This window comes from Stenotrophomonas rhizophila (genome assembly GCF_003751305.1).
In the GTDB taxonomy this organism is placed as follows: Bacteria; Pseudomonadota; Gammaproteobacteria; order Xanthomonadales; family Xanthomonadaceae; genus Stenotrophomonas; species Stenotrophomonas rhizophila_B.
The window spans coordinates 1,461,722-1,479,012 of the sequence record NZ_RJKV01000002.1 but is presented as its reverse complement, the minus strand read 5'-3'; the positions used below and the strand labels follow the sequence as shown (position 1 = coordinate 1,479,012).

Here is a 17,291-nt window from a genome sequence, read left to right as displayed (position 1 = left end):
GTCTGCCCATGTCATCCCTGCCCTGGCTCCACCCCGACCGCGTGCATGCGCTGGAAACGGCGCTGGCCCAGCGCATCCTGATCATTGACGGCGCCATGGGCACGATGATCCAGCGGCATGGGCTGGAAGAGGACGACTACCGCGGCGAGCGTTTCGCCGAGGGTTACGACCATCAGCACGGTCCCGGCTGCGACCATGCCGCATCCGGCGACGCGCCGCAGGGGCATGACCTGAAGGGCAACAACGACCTGCTGTTGTTGACCCGCCCCGAGGTGATCGGCGGCATCCACACCGCGTACCTGGAGGCCGGCGCCGATCTGGTCGAGACCAATACGTTCAATGCGACCTCGGTCAGCCAGGCCGACTACCACCTTGAACATCTGGTCTACGAGCTCAACAAGGCCGGCGCCGCGGTAGCGCGCGCCTGCTGTGATGCGGTCGCGGCGACCACGCCGGGCAAGCCGCGGTTCGTGATCGGCGTGCTGGGCCCGACCAGCCGCACCGCGTCGATCAGCCCGGACGTGAACGATCCCGGCTTCCGCAATACCAGCTTCGATGCCCTGCGCGAGACCTACCGCGAAGCCATCGATGGCCTGATCGACGGTGGCGCCGACACCCTGATGGTGGAAACCATCTTCGACACGCTCAACGCCAAGGCGGCACTGTTCGCCATCGAAGAGGTGTTCGATGCGCGCGGTGGGCGGCTGCCGGTGATGATCTCCGGCACGATCACCGATGCGTCCGGGCGCACGTTGTCCGGGCAGACGGCAGAGGCGTTCTACGCCTCGGTCGCGCACGGCCGGCCGCTGTCGATCGGGCTGAACTGCGCGCTCGGTGCCAGCGACATGCGCCCCCACGTGGAGACCTTGTCCACCGTGGCCGAGTGCCTGGTCAGTGCGCATCCCAATGCCGGCCTGCCCAACGCCTTCGGCGAGTACGACGAAACCCCGGAAGAAATGGCCACCACGCTGCGCGAATTCGCCAGCGCCGGTCTGCTCAACCTGGTGGGCGGCTGCTGCGGCACCACCCCGGCGCACATCCGCGCGATTGCCGAGGCAGTGGCCGATCTGCCGCCGCGCCGCCTGCCCGCACCACCGCTGGAAGATGCGGCATGACCGCGTCCGCCCCACGCTCCCGTTGTCGTTGACCCTCCTCCGCCAGCCCGTGCCAGCCTGCCCATGACGTCTTCCCGCCCTACCCGCCTGTCCGGTCTCGAGCCGCTGGTCATCACCCCCGACCTGCTGTTCGTCAACATCGGTGAGCGCACCAACGTCACCGGCAGCGCGCAGTTCCGCAAGCTGGTGAAGGAAGAGCGCTATGAAGAGGCGGTGGAAGTGGCGCGCCAGCAGGTCGCCAACGGCGCGCAGATTCTCGACGTCAACATGGACGAGGGTCTGATCGATTCCGAAAAGGCGATGACGCGCTACCTCAACCTGATCATGTCCGAGCCGGACATCGCCCGGATTCCGGTGATGGTCGACTCCTCCAAGTGGAGCGTGATCGAAGCGGGGCTGAAGTGCCTGCAGGGCAAGAGCGTGGTCAACTCGATCTCGCTCAAGGAAGGCGAAGCGCAGTTCATCGAACAGGCACGCAAGGTGCTGCGTTACGGCGCAGCGGCCGTGGTGATGGCCTTTGATGAAGAGGGCCAGGCCGATACCTGCGCGCGCAAGGTCGAGATCTGCACCCGCGCCTACCGGGTCCTGACCGAGCAGGTCGGCTTCCCGCCGCAGGACATCATCTTCGACCCGAACATCTTCGCCGTCGCCACCGGCATCGAAGAGCACGACAACTACGCGGTCGACTTCATCGAAGCCACCCGCATCATCAAGCGGACGTTGCCGCACTGCCATGTTTCCGGCGGCGTCTCCAACGTGTCGTTCTCGTTCCGCGGCAATGAAACCGTGCGACAGGCGATCCACTCGGTATTCCTGTTCCATGCCATCGGCGCGGGTATGGACATGGGCATCGTCAATGCCGGCGCGATGCCAATCTACGATGACCTGGACCCCGAGCTGCGCGAGCGCGTGGAGGATGTGATCCTCAACCGCCGCAGCGATGGCACCGAACGCCTGCTGGAGATCGCCGAGCGCTACAAGGGCAAGAAGGGCGAAGTGCGCGGCGAAGACCTGGCCTGGCGCGAGAAGCCGGTCAATGACCGCCTTGCCCATGCGCTCGTGCACGGCATGGATGCGTGGGTCGAGCAGGACACCGAAGAAGCGCGTGCGCGCTCCACCCGTCCGCTGGATGTGATCGAAGGGCCGCTGATGGACGGCATGAACATCGTGGGCGACCTGTTCGGCGCCGGCAAGATGTTCCTGCCGCAGGTGGTCAAATCCGCACGCGTGATGAAGAAAGCGGTGGCGTACCTGCTGCCGTACATCGAGGCGGAAAAGGCCCGCAGCGGCGACACCGCCAAGAGCAACGGCAAGATCATCATGGCCACGGTCAAGGGTGACGTGCACGACATCGGCAAGAACATCGTCGGCGTGGTCCTGGCCTGCAACAACTTCGACGTGATCGACTTGGGCGTGATGGTGCCTGCGCAGAAGATCCTGGACGCCGCGCGTGCGGAGAACGCCGACATTATCGGTCTGTCCGGGCTGATCACGCCCTCGCTGGAGGAGATGAGCCACGTTGCCCGCGAGATGGAGCGGCAGGGCTTCACGATGCCGCTGATGATCGGCGGCGCGACTACCTCGCGCGCGCACACCGCACTGAAGATCGACCCGCACTACAAGGCGCCCACGGTGTGGGTGAAGGACGCCTCGCGCGCGGTCGGCGTGGCGCAATCGCTGATTTCGCGTGAGCTGCGCGATGCGTTCGTGGCCGCCAACGAGGCCGACTACGCCGACATCCGCCAACGCCACCGCAATCGTGGCGACGCCAAGCGGTTGGTCACCCTCGCAAAGGCACGCGCCCAGCGGTTCGTGGGCGACTGGGCCACCTACACACCGCCGGCGCCGCGCAAGCCGGGCCTGCATGTGCTCGATGATTACCCACTGGCTGACCTGGTCGAGGTGATCGACTGGACCCCGTTCTTCCAGGCCTGGGAACTGGCCGGCAAGTTCCCGGCGATCCTCACCGATGAAATCGTCGGCCCGCAGGCCACCGATCTGTACAAGGATGCCCGCGCGATGCTCACGCGCATCGTCGAGGAGAAGTGGCTGACCGCCAAGGCCGTGTTCGGCCTGTGGCCGGCCAACAGCGTTGGCGATGACGTGCACCTGCGTACCGACAATGGCCCGGCCGTGCTGCACTTCCTGCGTCAGCAGGTGGACAAGCCGGTCGAGCGCCCGGATTTCTGCCTGGCCGATTTCATCGCCCCGGCCGACAGCGGCAAGCGGGACTGGATCGGCGCGTTCGCGGTGACCGCCGGCATCGGCATCGACCCGCACGTGGCCCGCTTCGAGGCCGACCACGACGACTACAACGCGATCCTGCTCAAGGCGCTGGCCGACCGCCTGGCCGAGGCCCTGGCCGAGCGCCTGCACCAGCACGTGCGCGTGGATTACTGGGGCTACCAGCCCGACGAGCAGCTGGACAACGAATCGCTGATCGCCGAGAAGTACGCCGGCATCCGCCCTGCGCCCGGCTACCCGGCCTGCCCCGAGCACAGCGAGAAAGCCACGCTGTTCCGCTTGCTGGATGCCGAGCGCAACGCGGACATGCAGCTGACCGAGAGCTTTGCGATGCTGCCCACCGCGGCGGTGTCGGGCTACTACTTCAGCCACCCGCAGAGCCAGTATTTCGTGGTCGGCCGTGTCACCCGCGAGCAGGTGGTCGATTACGCCAAGCGCAAGGGCGTGGACCGTGTACAGGCCGAGCGCTGGCTGGCCTCCAATCTGGATTACGATCCGGACTGAGTGTGTCACCCGGCCCACGGCCGGGTGCTACCGGCATAATGCACGGGTAGGCACCCACTGTTGGCGGGTGCGCGCCCTCCGAGATCCCGCATGACCGCCCTCCCCCGCGACGCCGTACCGGCCGTCCGCCTGTCCTCGTTCTACCTGTTCTACTACGCCGCTCTGGGCGCGTTCACACCGTACTGGTCGTTGTTCCTGACCTCGCGCGGCATGAGCGTGACCGCGATCAGCGTGATGATGGGCATCTGGTACGCCACCCGCATCGTGGCCCCCACGACCTGGACCTCCCTCGCCGCCGCCTCGCCGCGCCCGATCTTCTGGCTGCGGCTGGGCTGCGTGCTCACCCTGCTGACCTTCTGCGCGTTCCTGATGCCGTTGCCGCAGCCGTGGCTGTACCCGGCGATGATCGCGTTCTGTTTCTTCTACAACGCGGTGATGCCGCAGTTCGAATCCATCACGCTGACCCACCTGGGCAGCGACAGCCACCGCTACGGCCTGATCCGGGTATGGGGCTCGCTCGGCTTCATCGCGGTGGTGATGCTGTTCGGCTGGATCATCGAAGGTGACGGGGGTGCCGGCAATGCGCATCTGCTGCCGTGGCTCATGCTGCCGCTGTTTGGCCTTCTCACCGCCTCGGGCTTTGCCAACCACTACGCACGCAACCTGCAGCGTAGCGACGGCGACGCGAGCGGGTTCTGGGCGATCGTGCGCAAGCCGCAGGTGTTGGCGTTCTTCCTGGCCGCCTTCATGGAGCAGCTCTCGTTCGGCCCCTACTACACGTTCTTCTCGGTCTACATGGATCACCACGGCTATGCGACCTCCACGCTGGGCGTGCTGTGGACGGTCGGGGTGGTGTTCGAAGTGGGTGTGTTCTTCACCATCGGCCGCTTCTTCCGCCGCTATGACGCCAGCTGGATGCTGCTGATCGCCCTGCTCAGTTCCACGGTGCGCTGGGCGGTGACCGCGCTGTTCCCGGAGAACCTGCCGGTGATGCTCCTCGCCCAGACTGCGCATGCGCTCGGTTTTGCCGCCTTCTTCGCCGCCGCGATGCAGATGCTGGCGACCTACTTCCCCGGCCGCCTCAACGGCCATGGCCAGGGCTTGTTGTACGGTTTCTCCTCCGGGGTGGGCGGCGTGCTCGGCGCGCTGATCGCGGGCCAGTTGTGGCCGATCGATCAGGGCCGTACCGCGTTCCTCGCGGGCAGTGGCTTTGCATTGGCTGGCGCCCTGCTGTGCTTCTTTGCGATCAGTCTGCCGCTGCTGCGGGCGCGCACGCGCTGATCGTCCGCTCCCGGGCGTACCGGCCACAGTCCGGCAACCCGAGCCTCCGGATGGGGTAGGCTCAGGGCTCCCCCTGACTGGAGCCGCTGATGCGACCGACCCGCCTGTGGGCGCTGCTGCTTGCCGCCACCACTGCCCTGCCCGCCGCGGCCGAGCCGATCCTGTTCGAAAATGCGCGCGTCTTCGATGGCACCCGCGACCTCGGCATCACGCCAGTGCTGATCGACGGGGCGCGGATCGTGCATGTCGGCACCCCGCTGCCGGCGGCCGCCACTGGTGCGCGCCGCATCGATTACACCGGCAAGACCCTGTTGCCCGGGCTGGTCAGCGACCATGCCCACGTCGGCAATACGCAGGGGCTGGAGCACGGTGACCGTTTCTACACCCATGACAACGTGGTGCGCGACCTGCGCCAGTTCCAGCGCTACGGCATCACCACGGTGACCGCGCTGGGCATGAACGGCGCGGACTTTTTCGCCATCCGCAACGCGGTGAACACCGATCCCGGCCTGGGCGCACAGCTGTATGGTGCCGGCGGCGGTATCGGCGCCCCGGAGGGTGCGCCGCCGGCCGACACCATGGGCCTGAGCCACGATCCGGTGGCACGCCCGCGCAACGCCGAAGAAGCGCGCGCGGCCGTGGCCATCCAGCATGCCGATGGCGTGGACCTGATCAAGCTGTGGGTGGACGACCTCGGTGGCAAGCGCCCGATGATGACCCCGGAGGTGTATCGCGCCGCCATCGCCGAAGCGCATGCGAGCGGGCTCAAGGTCGCCGCGCACATCCACGATCTGGAGCAGGCCCGCGACCTGGTCGATGCCAAGGTCGACATCCTCGCCCACGGTATCCGCGACCGGGCGGTGGACCCGATGTTGGCGCGGAAGATGCGCGACCAGGGCACCTGGTACATCCCCACGATCGCCATCGACGAGGCGAACTACGGGTATGCCGAGCATCCGCTGGCATTGCAGCAGCCCTTCGTGCGCCAGGCACTGCACGCCGATGTGCTGGCGCGCTGGTCGCAGCCGGAGTGGCAGCGTGCGCAACTGGCCGGCAGTGGGGTGCCCGCCGCACGCAAGGCGGTCGCGACCAATCTCGACAACGTGCGTCGCCTGCATGCGGCCGGGGTGAAGCTCGGCTTCGGCACCGATGCCGGCGCGATGCCGCAGCGGGTGATCGGCGTGGCCGAACACCGCGAACTGCAGCTGCTGGTGGAGGCCGGGCTGACGCCCTCCGACGCCTTGCAGGTCGCCACCACGCAGGCGGCAGCCTTGCTGGGGCTGACCGACCGCGGCCGCATTGCCGCGGGCAAGCGCGCCGACCTGCTGGTGCTCGATGCCGATCCGCTGCTGGATATCGCCAACACGCAGCGCATTGGCGCGGTCTGGCAGGCCGGTCAGGAAGTCGCCGGGCCGATCACGGAGTAACGCGATCCGGGGGCGCTGCGATGCCAGCGCCCCATTGCTGCCATCGGCCCTGCTGTCAGTTAGGCGTGGCCGCCAGCGTTGCCTGCAACGAGGGCAGCAGCAACCGGTTGCCGTAGCCGCTCAGGTGATCGCCATCGAAGAACAGCGGTTGTCCGTGGCGTTGCGCGCGGCAGGCATCGGTGTCGCACAGGATCGGCAACGGGTCCCAGATCACCGCGCCGGGCAAGCCGGTGGCCACCTGCTGCAGCGCAACCAGCGCCGGGGCGCGATAGTCTTCCATCCAGTCGCGCTGCACCTGCAGGCCATTGCGGCACACCGCGTTGTCGGCGTTGAACCGATCCGAGCAGCGGTAGGGCGGTGCGGGCAGTACCGGCTTGGGCGCTTCCAGCACTACGCGCACACCGGCCTCGGCCAGCGGGCGCCAGTTCGCAATCGCGCGTTCGGCTTCGGCCGCACGCCCAACGCGCCCCTGCTCGCTGTGTTCGCTGTCGCGCTGCTCGCGCGCGTCGAACAGGATGAACTGATCGGACAAACGCGGCACCCGCAGCGAGGCCAGCAGGACCACGTCGCCGGGCATTGCATGGCGCGCGATATCGGCACGCACCGCCGTGTCATAGCCTTGGCAGTCCGGCGCAGCCCAACGCCATTCCTGCAGGCCCAACTGCGGGCAGCCGCCGCGGCCGTATTGCCACACCGTTGCGCCCGTCTCCAGCGCCAGGCGGCGCAGCAGTTCGTTGTAGGCCATCGCGTGCGAATCGCCGGCCACGAACACGTTGCGCGGCATGCCCGGAGGCACCGGGCGATCACACTCACCGCGTGAGAACGTGCGGGCACGACCGGCCTCGAAGCGCGCCTTGCCCACCCGCAGTTCGCAGCCCGGGTAGTCTGCCGCGACGGATTTTCCGTCCGGGTACCAGTCCAATGGATGGCGGCTGACCGTACTCAGCGACAGCCGTGCCGATTGGGAATACAGCACGGCCTGCAGGCCCCCGCCAATGAACAGGGCCGCCACGCCCACCACCACCCACCGGCGGGTGGTGAGGCGCTGCGACAACGGCCCGCGGAACGGCCGCTCGACCCAACGCCAGGACACCCAGGCCAGCAGCGCCACCACTGCTGTGGCGAACACGCGCTGGCCGACGGTCTCCAGCCCTACCGTCCAGCGCATCAGCACGAACACCGGCCAATGCCACAGGTAAAGCGAGTAGGACAACAGCCCGATCCGCCGCAGCGGCGGGCTGGACAGAAGCCGGCCGATCAACGCTTGAGGGTGGTAGTGCAAGGCCAGCAGCAGCCCGGCGCTGGCCAGGACCGCCCAGAGTCCGTCCGGCCAGGGCGAATGCCCCGCCCGCGCCGACCACAGGTTCCAGCCCAGCGTACCCAACGCGACCAAGGCCAGCAGCGACCATGCCAGGCGCGCACGGCCAAGCGCGCGGGCCGCGTCCGGACCGCGTTCGCGCAGGTGCAGCAGCTGGAACAACAGCACGCCTGCACCAAGCTGCCAGAACCGGGTGGTAGTGGCATAAAAGGCTCGAACCGCGTATTCCGGGTGGCTGGCCGCATGGATGGCATGACCGATGGACAGCGCGCTCGCCAGCGCGAACAGGGCCACGCTGATCGTCCGCCCGCGCCCTCCCCGGCTCCAGAACAGGAACAGCAGCGGGAACAGCAGGTAGAACTGCTCTTCCACGCCCAGCGACCAGGTATGGGTAAACGGGTTGAACTCCGCGCGCGGCGCGAAGTAGTCGGTGCCCACGCCGACCAGTACCCAGTTGCTGAGGCCCACGAAGGCCATCAGACCGGTCATGTCACTGGCTTCGCTCAACCACGACTCGGGGATGAGCAGCACACTGGCTACCCCGGTCAGCAACAGGCAACTCAGCAGCGCCGGCGCGATGCGGCGCAACCGGCGCGAATAGAAGCGCAGCAGCGATTGCCCCAGCGGCAACGGCGACAGCCGGTGCACCGAGGCACTGACCACGAAGCCGGAGATCACGAAGAACACGTCCACGCCGGTGAACCCACCGGGCAACCAGGCCGGGTCCAGGTGGAAGACGATCACCGCCAGCACTGCGATGGCACGCAGCCCGTCGATGTGCGGCACATAGCCGCGACTTGGATCAGCCTTCATGTGCATCCCTGCAGAAGCAGGATCGCGTGGGCCGCGATCCCGGCGGAATCACCAGACCAGGTCGTCGGGCACCTGGTACTGCGGGTCGGCGTACGGATCGTCCCCGGCTGGCGCATCCGGATCGACTTTCAGCGCCACCGACGGTGCGAACACCGCTTCAGCTTCGGCGAGCACCGCAGCAGTCACCAGCACATAGCGGCCGTTCTGCTGCAGCACGCCGAGCTCGCCGGCATTGAGTGCCTTGAGCTGGTCGGCGGTGACGTAGATACGCTTGATCTTGCCGCCGTACGGGAAGTGGCGCGCGATGTCGGCCGCTTCGGCGTTGAGGGACTTGCCTTCCAGCAGGACCTCCAGCTTGGCCTTGGCTTCGCGACGCAGACGGGCTTCTTCCTGCTTCAGGCGCTCGGCCTCGATACGGTCGTCTTTTTCCTTCTGCGCACGGATCGCATACGCCTTGGCGAGGTCGATGTCCTCGCGCGAGCGCGGCTTGCCCGGTGCGCCCTGCGGCGGCCGGGCGCCAGCGGGGCGGCCCTTGCCCTGCGGCCGGCGGTCGCCGTCGCGGGCGGGGCGCTGGCCCTCACCGGGCTTGCCGGCCGGGCGTGCGCCCTGCGGCTTGCCGGCCGGGCGGCCATCGCGGCGCGCGTCGGGTCGACGATCGGGCTTGCGGTCGTTGGTTCGTTCGGGTTTGGCCGGGGCTTTGAAGCCAAGGCCCAGCAGCTGGTCGCGGAGAGTATCGCTCATGACGTCAGATCAGTAATGCGGAGGCGGCGGCTCTTCGGCCGAATCGGAATACAACGCGGTGCGGACCTTGCCGAGGTCTTCAAGCAGGATGCGGGTCAGGTCGGCATTGCGGTTGCCTTCCATGCGCGCATCGGCCAGCGCCTCACTCAGTTCGGCCAGCGCCTGCTCCTGGAAGGAGACGCGCATTTCCAGCTCGATCAGGCGTGCTTCCAGTGCCTGTTCGCGCTCGGAGGGTGTGGACTCATGCATTCAACGAACGTCCCCGGCCGATGCCGTAGTAAGCCAGGCCCGCGGCTTCGATGTCCTGCGGGTCGTACAGATTGCGGCCGTCAAAGACGACCGCATCGTTGAGCCTCTCGCGCAGGCGGACGAAATCCGGGCTGCGGAACTGCTTCCATTCGGTCACCACGACCAGCGCATCGGCGCCCTCGAGCGCGTCGTAAGCGTTGTCGCAGAACACCAGATCATCGCGCTCGCCAAAAATGCGGCGCGCTTCTTCGGTCGCTTCCGGATCATAGGCACGCACGTGCGCACCGGCCTCCCAGAGCTGCGCCAGCAGGCGGCGGCTGGAGGCTTCACGCATGTCATCGGTGTTGGGCTTGAACGCCAGGCCCCACACGGCAAACGTCTTGCCGCGCACGCCTTCGTCCTCGCCACGATCGTAGTGGCGCTGGATCAGGGCGTACAGATGCCCCTTCTGATGCTCGTTGACGGCTTCTACCGCATTGAGCAGCTTCGGCTCATGGCCGTGCTGTTGCGCGGTCCGGGCCAGCGCCTGCACATCCTTGGGGAAGCACGAGCCACCGTAGCCGGCGCCGGGATAGATGAAGTGCCAGCCGATGCGCGGATCCGAGCCGATGCCCTGACGGACCTGCTCGATATCGGCACCGACCTTCTCGGCGATGTTGGCGATTTCGTTCATGAACGAAATCTTGGTCGCCAGCATTGCGTTGGCCGCGTACTTGGTCAGCTCCGCCGAGCGCACGTCCATTTCCACCACGCGGTCGTGGTTGCGGTTGAACGGCGCATACAGGCGGCGCATCAGCGCGACCGATTCGGGATTGGACGCGCCCACCACGATGCGGTCCGGCCGCATGCAGTCGGCGACCGCGTCACCTTCCTTGAGGAATTCGGGGTTGGAGACCACGTCGAACGCGATCTCCACGCCGCGCTCGGCCAGCACCTGTGCGATGGCCTCACGGACTTTGTCGGCCGTGCCTACCGGCACGGTCGATTTGTTCACCACCACCACCGGCACGGTGATGTGCCGGCCGATGGTGCGGGCCACGGCCAGCACGTACTGCAGGTCGGCACTGCCGTCCTCGTCCGGTGGCGTGCCCACGGCAATGAAGATCACCTGGCCATGCGCGATCGCGGCGGCGGCGTCGGAGGTGAAGGTCAACCGCGACGCATCGTGGTTGGCCTTGACCATCGGTTCCAGGCCGGGCTCATAGATCGGGACGATCCCGTTGTTGAGGCCGTCGACCTTGGCCTGGTCGATATCGACACAGATCACCTGGTGGCCAACCTCGGCCAGGCAGGTACCCGTGACAAGACCGACGTAGCCGGTACCGAAAATCGCAACGCGCATGGGCGGTAGTGCTCCAGATCCGTTACGGCAGAACGTTCAGCAGCTCGACGTCGAACGTCAGCGTCGCGTTCGGACCGATCGGACCACCCGGGGTGCCCTGCGGGCCGTACGCCAGCTCGCCGGGGATCCAGAAGCGGTACTTGGAACCGGTGGGCATCAGCGAGACGCCTTCCGACCAGCCCTTGATCACCTGGTCCAGACCAAACTCGATCGGCTGGCCGCGCTGGTAGCTGCTGTCGAAGACGGTGCCGTCGAGCAGCTTGCCTTCGTAGTTCACACGCACCTTGCTGGTCGGCATCGGGCGCTCGCCCGAACCCGGACGCAGCACCTGGTACTGCAGGCCCGACGCGGTGGTCACCACGCCCGGCACGGTCTTGTTCTTGGCCAGGAAGTTGTTGCCTTCCACGCGGTTGGTATCGCCCTGCGCGGAAGCCTTGGCCTCCATCTCAGCCTGCTTGCCCTTCATGAAGCCTTCCAGCGTGGCCTTGGCCTGCTCGGCGGTCATCTTCGGGGTGCCATTGTTGAACGTGGTGCTGACCGCGTCGAACAGCGCGTCCAGGTCCAGATCGTCCTTCAGCGGCGCCAGCGACGGGCCCACGGCGAAGCTGCCCAGCATGAGGCCGACCTTTTCACGGTCCACCTTCGGCGGGGCAGTGCCCGGCGCAACACCCGGGACCGGCTGGCCGTTCTTGGCCATCACGGCCTGGCGCAGGGCAGCGTCGGTCTTCTGCGCTTCTTCCTGGCTGATCAACGGCTGCTTGCCTTCAAAAGCGTTGGTCACACCGCGGCGCAGGGCGGCCAGGTCGATCTCGCTGGAAATCGGACCGAACGAATTGGCGACATCGATACCGATGGCGTAGCCAAGCTTTTCGCGTTGGGTGTTCAAAGTGGAAGTCTCCTTGACAGCCGCGCGGGCGGCTGGTTGTTGCGACATCGCGGTACCGGTGGCACCCATCGCCAGAATCAGAACCGACGCCGCGGCGCCGCGCATTCCCATCTTCATTCGCTGCATTCCTGGAAGTGACTGGACGCCGACGTCGGCGCGAAAGCAACCATTGTCGCACGCGCGTCCGAGATGTCGATATCGTCAGCGCTTGTTGGCGGTGACAGAGAGTTCACGTTCGATCGCCGCGACCAGCTTCGGATCGTCCGGCGTGACCTTGCTCGGGAACTGTGCCACCACCCGGCCATCGCGACTGATCAGATACTTGTGGAAGTTCCAGCCCGGCGATACACCCGTAGCGGTGGCCAGACTGCGATACAGCAGCGTCGCTTCCGGCCCGGTGACCACCACCTTCTGGAACATCGGGAACTTCACGCCGTAGGTCAGCGTGCAGAACTCCTGGATCTGTGCCTCGTCGCCCGGCTCCTGGCCCTTGAAGTCATTGGACGGGAAGCCCAGCACCGAGAACCCGCGTGCGCTGTACTTGCGCTGCAGGGCTTCCAGGCCTTCGTACTGCGGGGTGAAACCGCACTTGCTGGCCGTATTGACCACCAACAGCACCTTGCCACCGTACTGCTTGGCCAGATTGACCTCACCCTTGCCCGCCAGTGGGCGGTAGCTCACATCCAGCAGGTCGGTCGCCTGGGCCGACGCGCCAGCCAGCAGGCCGACGGCCAGCAGCAACAACGACCCGCGCCGGGCAAGGTCGCGACGGACGGGGGACAACAAAGACACGTAATGCATCGCGACACTCCAAGGTGGGAAAACGGGGGCTCAACCGGCCTGGCAAGGGCCGCCAAGACTGAGGCGGCACTATATCACCGCCCTTTTTGCCGCCGGATGGCCGTGGGCCGGTCCACTGGAGGGCCCCGTGTTCAGGGGCCGCTTTGCCGCTTCTGGCCGTGTCAGCGCGGTGACACGGATCCTGCGAGGATCGCCTGAATGCGCCCATGGCTTGCCATACCATTGACATCAATGAATGTGCGCTGGCGGAAAACGTCCGCCCACGCAGACACCTATCCATTTAAATTCAATACGTTACGACCAACGCATGCCTGTCATACGCCCCCTGCCATCAGTTGGGTACGCCACCCTGTTGACCTTGGGCGTGCCGGTGTTATAGTTGCATACAACACCAGTCACCTAGACAGGGGAAGCCCATGAACCGCATGCGCCACCGCCATTCCGCCACCGCCATCACCGCCGCTTCGGCGTTGCTGCTGCTTGGCTGGTTCGGCCTCCCGTCCGGTGACGCTGGCAGCCCTGCCGCCAGCACCGATATGTTTGAAGGCCCGCAGGACGCAGGCGTCATCGAGGCAGGGACCGCCAACGGCGCCCCCACGCCCCCCCGCCGGCTGCACAGCTCCCTGTCCATGCCTTACTTCTCATTCGCGCAGTCGCTGAACCCACGGAGCTGACCATGAGCGATATTCAATGGAGCGATGGTGCTCCGATCTACCGCCAGCTGAAGGAGCGCGTGATCGCCATGATGCTTGACGGCATCATCAAGCCTGGCGACGCCCTGCCCTCGGTCCGGCAGGTTGCCGCCGAGTACCAGCTCAACCCCATCACCGTATCGCGCGCCTACCAGGAACTGGCTGATGAAGGCCTGGTCGAGAAGCGCCGCGGCCTGGGCATGTTCATGACCGAAGAAGCGGCCACGCAGCTGCGCAGCAGCGAGCGCGACCGCTTCCTCAATGAAGAATGGCCACTGGTGCTGGAGCGCATCCAGCGCCTGGGCCTGAACCTCGACGAATTGCTGCCCCAGGGGAAATCCTCATGAATGCCGTTGCAAGTGATGTCGTCATTTCCGCTCGAGGCCTGCGCAAGGCCTATAAACAGACCGTGGCGCTGGACAACACCAGCTTCACGATCGCGCCCGGCCGCATCACCGGCCTGATCGGCCCCAACGGCGCCGGCAAGACCACCCTGCTCAAGGCGCTGCTCGGCCTGACCTCGGTGGAAGGCGAACTGCGCGTACTCGGGCTGGACCCGACCGAGCAGCGCAACGCGCTGATGAACGAGGTGTGCTTCATCGCCGACGTGGCGGTGCTGCCGCGCTGGATGAAGGTGCGCGAGGCGATCGACTTCGTCGCCGGCACCCATCCGCGTTTCGACCGTGCGCGCTGCGAGCGCTTCCTGGCCTCCACCAAGCTGCATCCCAAGCAGCGCGTGCGCGAACTGTCCAAGGGCATGATCGTGCAGCTGCACCTGGCCCTGGTGATGGCCATCGACGCCAAGGTGCTGGTGCTGGACGAGCCGACCCTGGGCCTGGACATCCTGTACCGCAAGGAGTTCTACCAGCGTCTACTGGAGGACTACTTCGATGAGCAGAAGACCATCATCGTCACCACCCACCAGGTGGAAGAGATCGAACACATCCTCACCGATGTGATGTTCATCCGTGATGGCCGCATCGTGCTCACCACCGACATGGAAGACATCGGCGAACGCTATACCGAAGTGCTGGTCCCGGCCGACGCCGTGGAGGCCGCACGCGCGCTCAAGCCGATCGATGAACGCGCCCTGCCCTTCGGCAAGACCGTCCTGCTGTTCGACGGGGTGCCACGCGCCCAGCTCACGCCCCTGGGCGAAATCCGCAGCCCCGGGCTGGCGGATCTGTTCGTGGCCATCATGAAGGGAACCTACGCATGAACACCGTCAACCACCCCATCAGCAAGGCCAGCGCGTTCAAGTGGCTGCTCAAGCGTGAGTACTGGGAAAACCGCGGCGGGTTCCTGTATGCGCCGGTGATCGCCGGTGGCATCTCGCTGGTGATGAGCCTGCTCGGCATCGTGTTCGGCCTGGTCGCCATGCACCGTGCGGTCAAGAGCGGCGGCATCCACCTCAACGACGAAAACGTCAGCATCAACGGCCTGGACCTGAGCCTGCTGACCAGCAAGCTCGATGCCAAGAACCTGCAGGACCTGGCCAATGGCCTGGATCTGACCCTGATCCTGAGCTCGGGCTGGCCGCTGATCGTGCTGGCCTTCGTGGTGTTCTTCTACTGCCTGGGCGCCCTGTACGACGACCGTCGCGACCGCAGCATCCTGTTCTGGAAGTCGCTGCCGCTGTCGGATACGTCCACGGTCCTGTCCAAGGCGCTGAGCGCGTTGTTGATCGCCCCGATCATCGCGGTGATCGCCTCGGCCCTGACCATGTTCGGCTTCCTGGTGATGATCTCCATCGTGGTGATCGCCCACGGCGGCGACCCGATGATGTTGATCTGGGGACCGGCCAGCCCGCTGACCATCATCGCCGGCCATCTGTCCTGGATTCCGGTCTACCTGCTCTGGGCGTTGCCGACCGTCGGCTGGCTGCTGCTGTGCTCGGCGTGGGCCAAAACCAAGCCGTTCCTGTGGGCCGTCATGCTGCCGCTGTTCGCCGGCATCATCGTCAGCACCACCAAGGTCATGACCCTGTTCGACCTGACCGGTGGCTGGTTCTGGAAGCACATCGTCGGCCGCCTGCTTCTCAGCGCGGTACCGGCCACCGACCAGTTCTACCGCGGCGAATCGATGTTCAGCGGTAACGGCGGCAACATGGACAACCTGGTCAATGAGCTGGGCCCGAGCCATCAGCTGGCTGCCTTCGCGATGCCGGAACTGTGGATTGGTGCCGCCGTCGGCGTGGTGTTCCTGTTCCTGGCCATCCGCCTGCGCCGCCGCGCCGGCGAAATCTGATCCCTGCCCTTCATCGAGGAACCACCCATGATCCGCACGCTCGCCGTTGCTTCCCTGCTGTTGCTGCCGCTGACCGCGCTCGCCAATGAGCCCCAGTGCAAGTTCAACGAAGCCCGTGACCTGAAGCTCGACCTGGCCGGCGCCAAGGCGGTGGTGTTCGAAGTGAACCAGCACGATCTGGTGCTGCAGGCTGGCCCGGGCGCGGCCCAGCTCGGGGGGCGCGCCTGCGCCTCCAATGCGGATTGGCTGCGCGAACTGACCGTGACCCAGCAGAAGGTCGGCGACAAGCTCGTCGTCCGCCTGCAGCGCGACGCCCGCAACACACTCACCGTCAGCGGCAGCAGTTATGCCTACCTGGACATGCGCGGCACCGTACCGGACTCGATCCTGGTCCAGCTCAAGGTCGGCTCGGGCGATGCCAGCGTCACCGGTGCGCACTCGCTGAGCGCAGACGTCGGCTCGGGTGACATCAAGCTTCAGGAGATCAACGGCCTGGTGACCGCAGCGGTCGGCTCGGGCGATGTCATCCTCGACGGTGCCGGTGCGCTGAACCTGCTCTCGGTCGGTTCCGGCGATTTCAAGGCCCGCAACATCCGCGGGGACGCCAAGGTCGGCACGATCGGCTCGGGCGACTTCGAGCTGGACACCGTCGGTGGCAACGTCGAGATCGGCGTGGTCGGCTCCGGTGATACCGATGTGCGCAAAGCCAAGGGCGACGTGCGCGTCGGTACCGTCGGCTCCGGCGACACCGACCTGCGCGATATCGGCGGCAGCGTCACCGTGGGCCGTCATGGATCGGGCGATGTCACCGTCCGCGATGTCGGCGGCGACCTGCGCGTGGCCAACAGCGGCAGCGGCGATATCCGCCACAGCAACGTACGCGGCCGGGTTGAACTGCCGCGCGGCAAGTAAGCCTCTCTTCTCCTCCGACGGATACGCATCATGACGACTCGACTGCTGCTGCCTGCCCTGCTGTTGTGCCTGCCGATCGCAGCCTGTACCGCCCCCGACAGTGGCAAGGGCAAGGCGCCTGCCGACCAGAGCGCCGCCGCCCCGGCGACCAGCGCGCTGGATACCGATGGCATCGGCAAGACCGTGCAGGAGGCCACCGAGAAGGCCCGCCGGGAGATCAGCCAGGGCAACATTTCCATCGCCAACGGGAAGACTCCGAAGGCGGAGATCAGCCCCCAGGGCGACCTGCTCATCGACGGCAAGCCGGTCACCGTGGACGCCCACCAGCGTGCGCTGCTGCTGGACTACCGCAAGCAGGTCGAGCAGCTCGCCAATGCCGGCATGGAAATCGGCGTCGCCGGTGCCAATCTGGGCGTGAAAGCCGCCGGTGAAGCTATCAAGGGCATGTTCTCCGGCGATACCCAGGGGATCGAGGCACGGGTGAATGAAGAGGCCAAGAAGATCGAGGACCAGGCCCAGAAGCTGTGTGGGCTGCTGCCGGGCATGATGGCCAGGCAGCAGGCGCTGGCCGCCGCGCTGCCGGCCTTCCAGCCGTACGCGACGATGGACCAGAGCGACATCGACGACTGCGGCAAGTAATCCCGGCACTGCCTGCGACGATGCGTCGCAGGCAGGCCCTTCCCAGTGCGGGAGGACTACAATCTCCCCTCCCGTCGCAT

The 17,291-nt window shown here is 66.4% G+C and carries 16 protein-coding genes; 10 read left to right on the top strand and 6 right to left on the bottom strand.

Annotation, left to right across the window (positions count from 1 at the left end; translation table 11 throughout):
• The first annotated feature begins 8 nt into the window (after positions 1 to 8).
• The 4 genes from EDF74_RS18265 to EDF74_RS15065 all read left to right on the top strand — a co-directional run bounded on the left by EDF74_RS18265 (position 9) and on the right by EDF74_RS15065 (position 6,571).
• The gene (locus tag EDF74_RS18265) at positions 9 to 1,115 is read left to right on the top strand and encodes a homocysteine S-methyltransferase family protein (RefSeq protein WP_184997271.1); all 1,107 of its coding nucleotides are present in this window, start codon (positions 9 to 11) and stop codon (positions 1,113 to 1,115) included.
• A gap of 63 nt (positions 1,116 to 1,178) precedes the next feature.
• Positions 1,179 to 3,863 (top strand): methionine synthase, encoded by a 2,685-nt coding sequence (gene metH / locus EDF74_RS15075; protein ID WP_184997269.1) that lies wholly within the window; start codon positions 1,179 to 1,181, stop codon positions 3,861 to 3,863.
• 90 nt (positions 3,864 to 3,953) lie between these two features.
• On the top strand, positions 3,954 to 5,144 hold the full coding sequence (locus EDF74_RS15070; protein ID WP_123730815.1) for an MFS transporter: 1,191 nt from the start codon (positions 3,954 to 3,956) through the stop codon (positions 5,142 to 5,144).
• Positions 5,145 to 5,233: 89 nt separating this feature from the next.
• Positions 5,234 to 6,571, top strand: coding sequence for an amidohydrolase family protein (locus EDF74_RS15065; protein WP_123730814.1), 1,338 nt, complete (start codon positions 5,234 to 5,236; stop codon positions 6,569 to 6,571).
• Positions 6,572 to 6,626: 55 nt separating this feature from the next.
• On the opposite strand, the gene EDF74_RS15060 is transcribed toward EDF74_RS15065, so the two are convergent.
• The 6 genes from EDF74_RS15060 to EDF74_RS15035 all read right to left on the bottom strand — a co-directional run bounded on the left by EDF74_RS15060 (position 6,627) and on the right by EDF74_RS15035 (position 12,721).
• Positions 6,627 to 8,702 (bottom strand): acyltransferase family protein, encoded by a 2,076-nt coding sequence (locus EDF74_RS15060; protein ID WP_123730905.1) that lies wholly within the window; start codon positions 8,700 to 8,702, stop codon positions 6,627 to 6,629.
• 48 nt (positions 8,703 to 8,750) lie between these two features.
• A complete protein-coding gene (locus EDF74_RS15055) occupies positions 8,751 to 9,443 on the bottom strand; it encodes a DUF2058 domain-containing protein (RefSeq protein ID WP_123730813.1) in 693 nt (230 codons plus the stop codon).
• Positions 9,444 to 9,452: 9 nt separating this feature from the next.
• Positions 9,453 to 9,692 carry a SlyX family protein gene (locus EDF74_RS15050; protein WP_019185948.1) on the bottom strand — a complete coding sequence of 80 codons (240 nt, stop codon included), beginning with the start codon at positions 9,690 to 9,692 and terminating at the stop codon, positions 9,453 to 9,455.
• The gene (locus tag EDF74_RS15045) at positions 9,685 to 11,034 is read right to left on the bottom strand and encodes a UDP-glucose dehydrogenase family protein (protein WP_123730812.1); all 1,350 of its coding nucleotides are present in this window, start codon (positions 11,032 to 11,034) and stop codon (positions 9,685 to 9,687) included. The genes EDF74_RS15050 and EDF74_RS15045 overlap by 8 nt, the downstream gene beginning before the upstream one ends.
• A 22-nt stretch (positions 11,035 to 11,056) precedes the next feature.
• The gene (locus tag EDF74_RS15040; protein ID WP_123730811.1) at positions 11,057 to 12,037 is read right to left on the bottom strand and encodes an FKBP-type peptidyl-prolyl cis-trans isomerase N-terminal domain-containing protein; all 981 of its coding nucleotides are present in this window, start codon (positions 12,035 to 12,037) and stop codon (positions 11,057 to 11,059) included.
• Positions 12,038 to 12,121: 84 nt separating this feature from the next.
• Positions 12,122 to 12,721, bottom strand: coding sequence for a glutathione peroxidase (locus EDF74_RS15035; RefSeq protein ID WP_184997260.1), 600 nt, complete (start codon positions 12,719 to 12,721; stop codon positions 12,122 to 12,124).
• Positions 12,722 to 13,137: 416 nt separating this feature from the next.
• Here EDF74_RS15035 and EDF74_RS15030 point away from each other — a divergent pair, with 416 nt between their 5' ends.
• The 6 genes from EDF74_RS15030 to EDF74_RS15005 are packed head-to-tail and all read left to right on the top strand — an operon-like array spanning position 13,138 to position 17,211.
• On the top strand, positions 13,138 to 13,395 hold the full coding sequence (locus EDF74_RS15030; RefSeq protein ID WP_123730809.1) for a hypothetical protein: 258 nt from the start codon (positions 13,138 to 13,140) through the stop codon (positions 13,393 to 13,395).
• A 2-nt stretch (positions 13,396 to 13,397) separates the two neighbouring features.
• A complete protein-coding gene (locus EDF74_RS15025; protein WP_019185943.1) occupies positions 13,398 to 13,760 on the top strand; it encodes a GntR family transcriptional regulator in 363 nt (120 codons plus the stop codon).
• Positions 13,757 to 14,632 (top strand): ABC transporter ATP-binding protein, encoded by an 876-nt coding sequence (locus EDF74_RS15020; RefSeq protein WP_123730808.1) that lies wholly within the window; start codon positions 13,757 to 13,759, stop codon positions 14,630 to 14,632. Before EDF74_RS15025 ends, EDF74_RS15020 begins: the two co-directional genes overlap by 4 nt.
• A complete protein-coding gene (locus EDF74_RS15015; RefSeq protein ID WP_123730807.1) occupies positions 14,629 to 15,660 on the top strand; it encodes a hypothetical protein in 1,032 nt (343 codons plus the stop codon). Before EDF74_RS15020 ends, EDF74_RS15015 begins: the two co-directional genes overlap by 4 nt.
• Positions 15,661 to 15,687: 27 nt before the next feature.
• Entirely contained in the window at positions 15,688 to 16,572 is an 885-nt protein-coding gene (locus tag EDF74_RS15010) for a hypothetical protein (RefSeq protein WP_123730806.1), read from the top strand.
• A 30-nt stretch (positions 16,573 to 16,602) separates the two neighbouring features.
• The gene (locus EDF74_RS15005; protein ID WP_123730805.1) at positions 16,603 to 17,211 is read left to right on the top strand and encodes a DUF2884 family protein; all 609 of its coding nucleotides are present in this window, start codon (positions 16,603 to 16,605) and stop codon (positions 17,209 to 17,211) included.
• Positions 17,212 to 17,291: the final 80 nt, after the last annotated feature.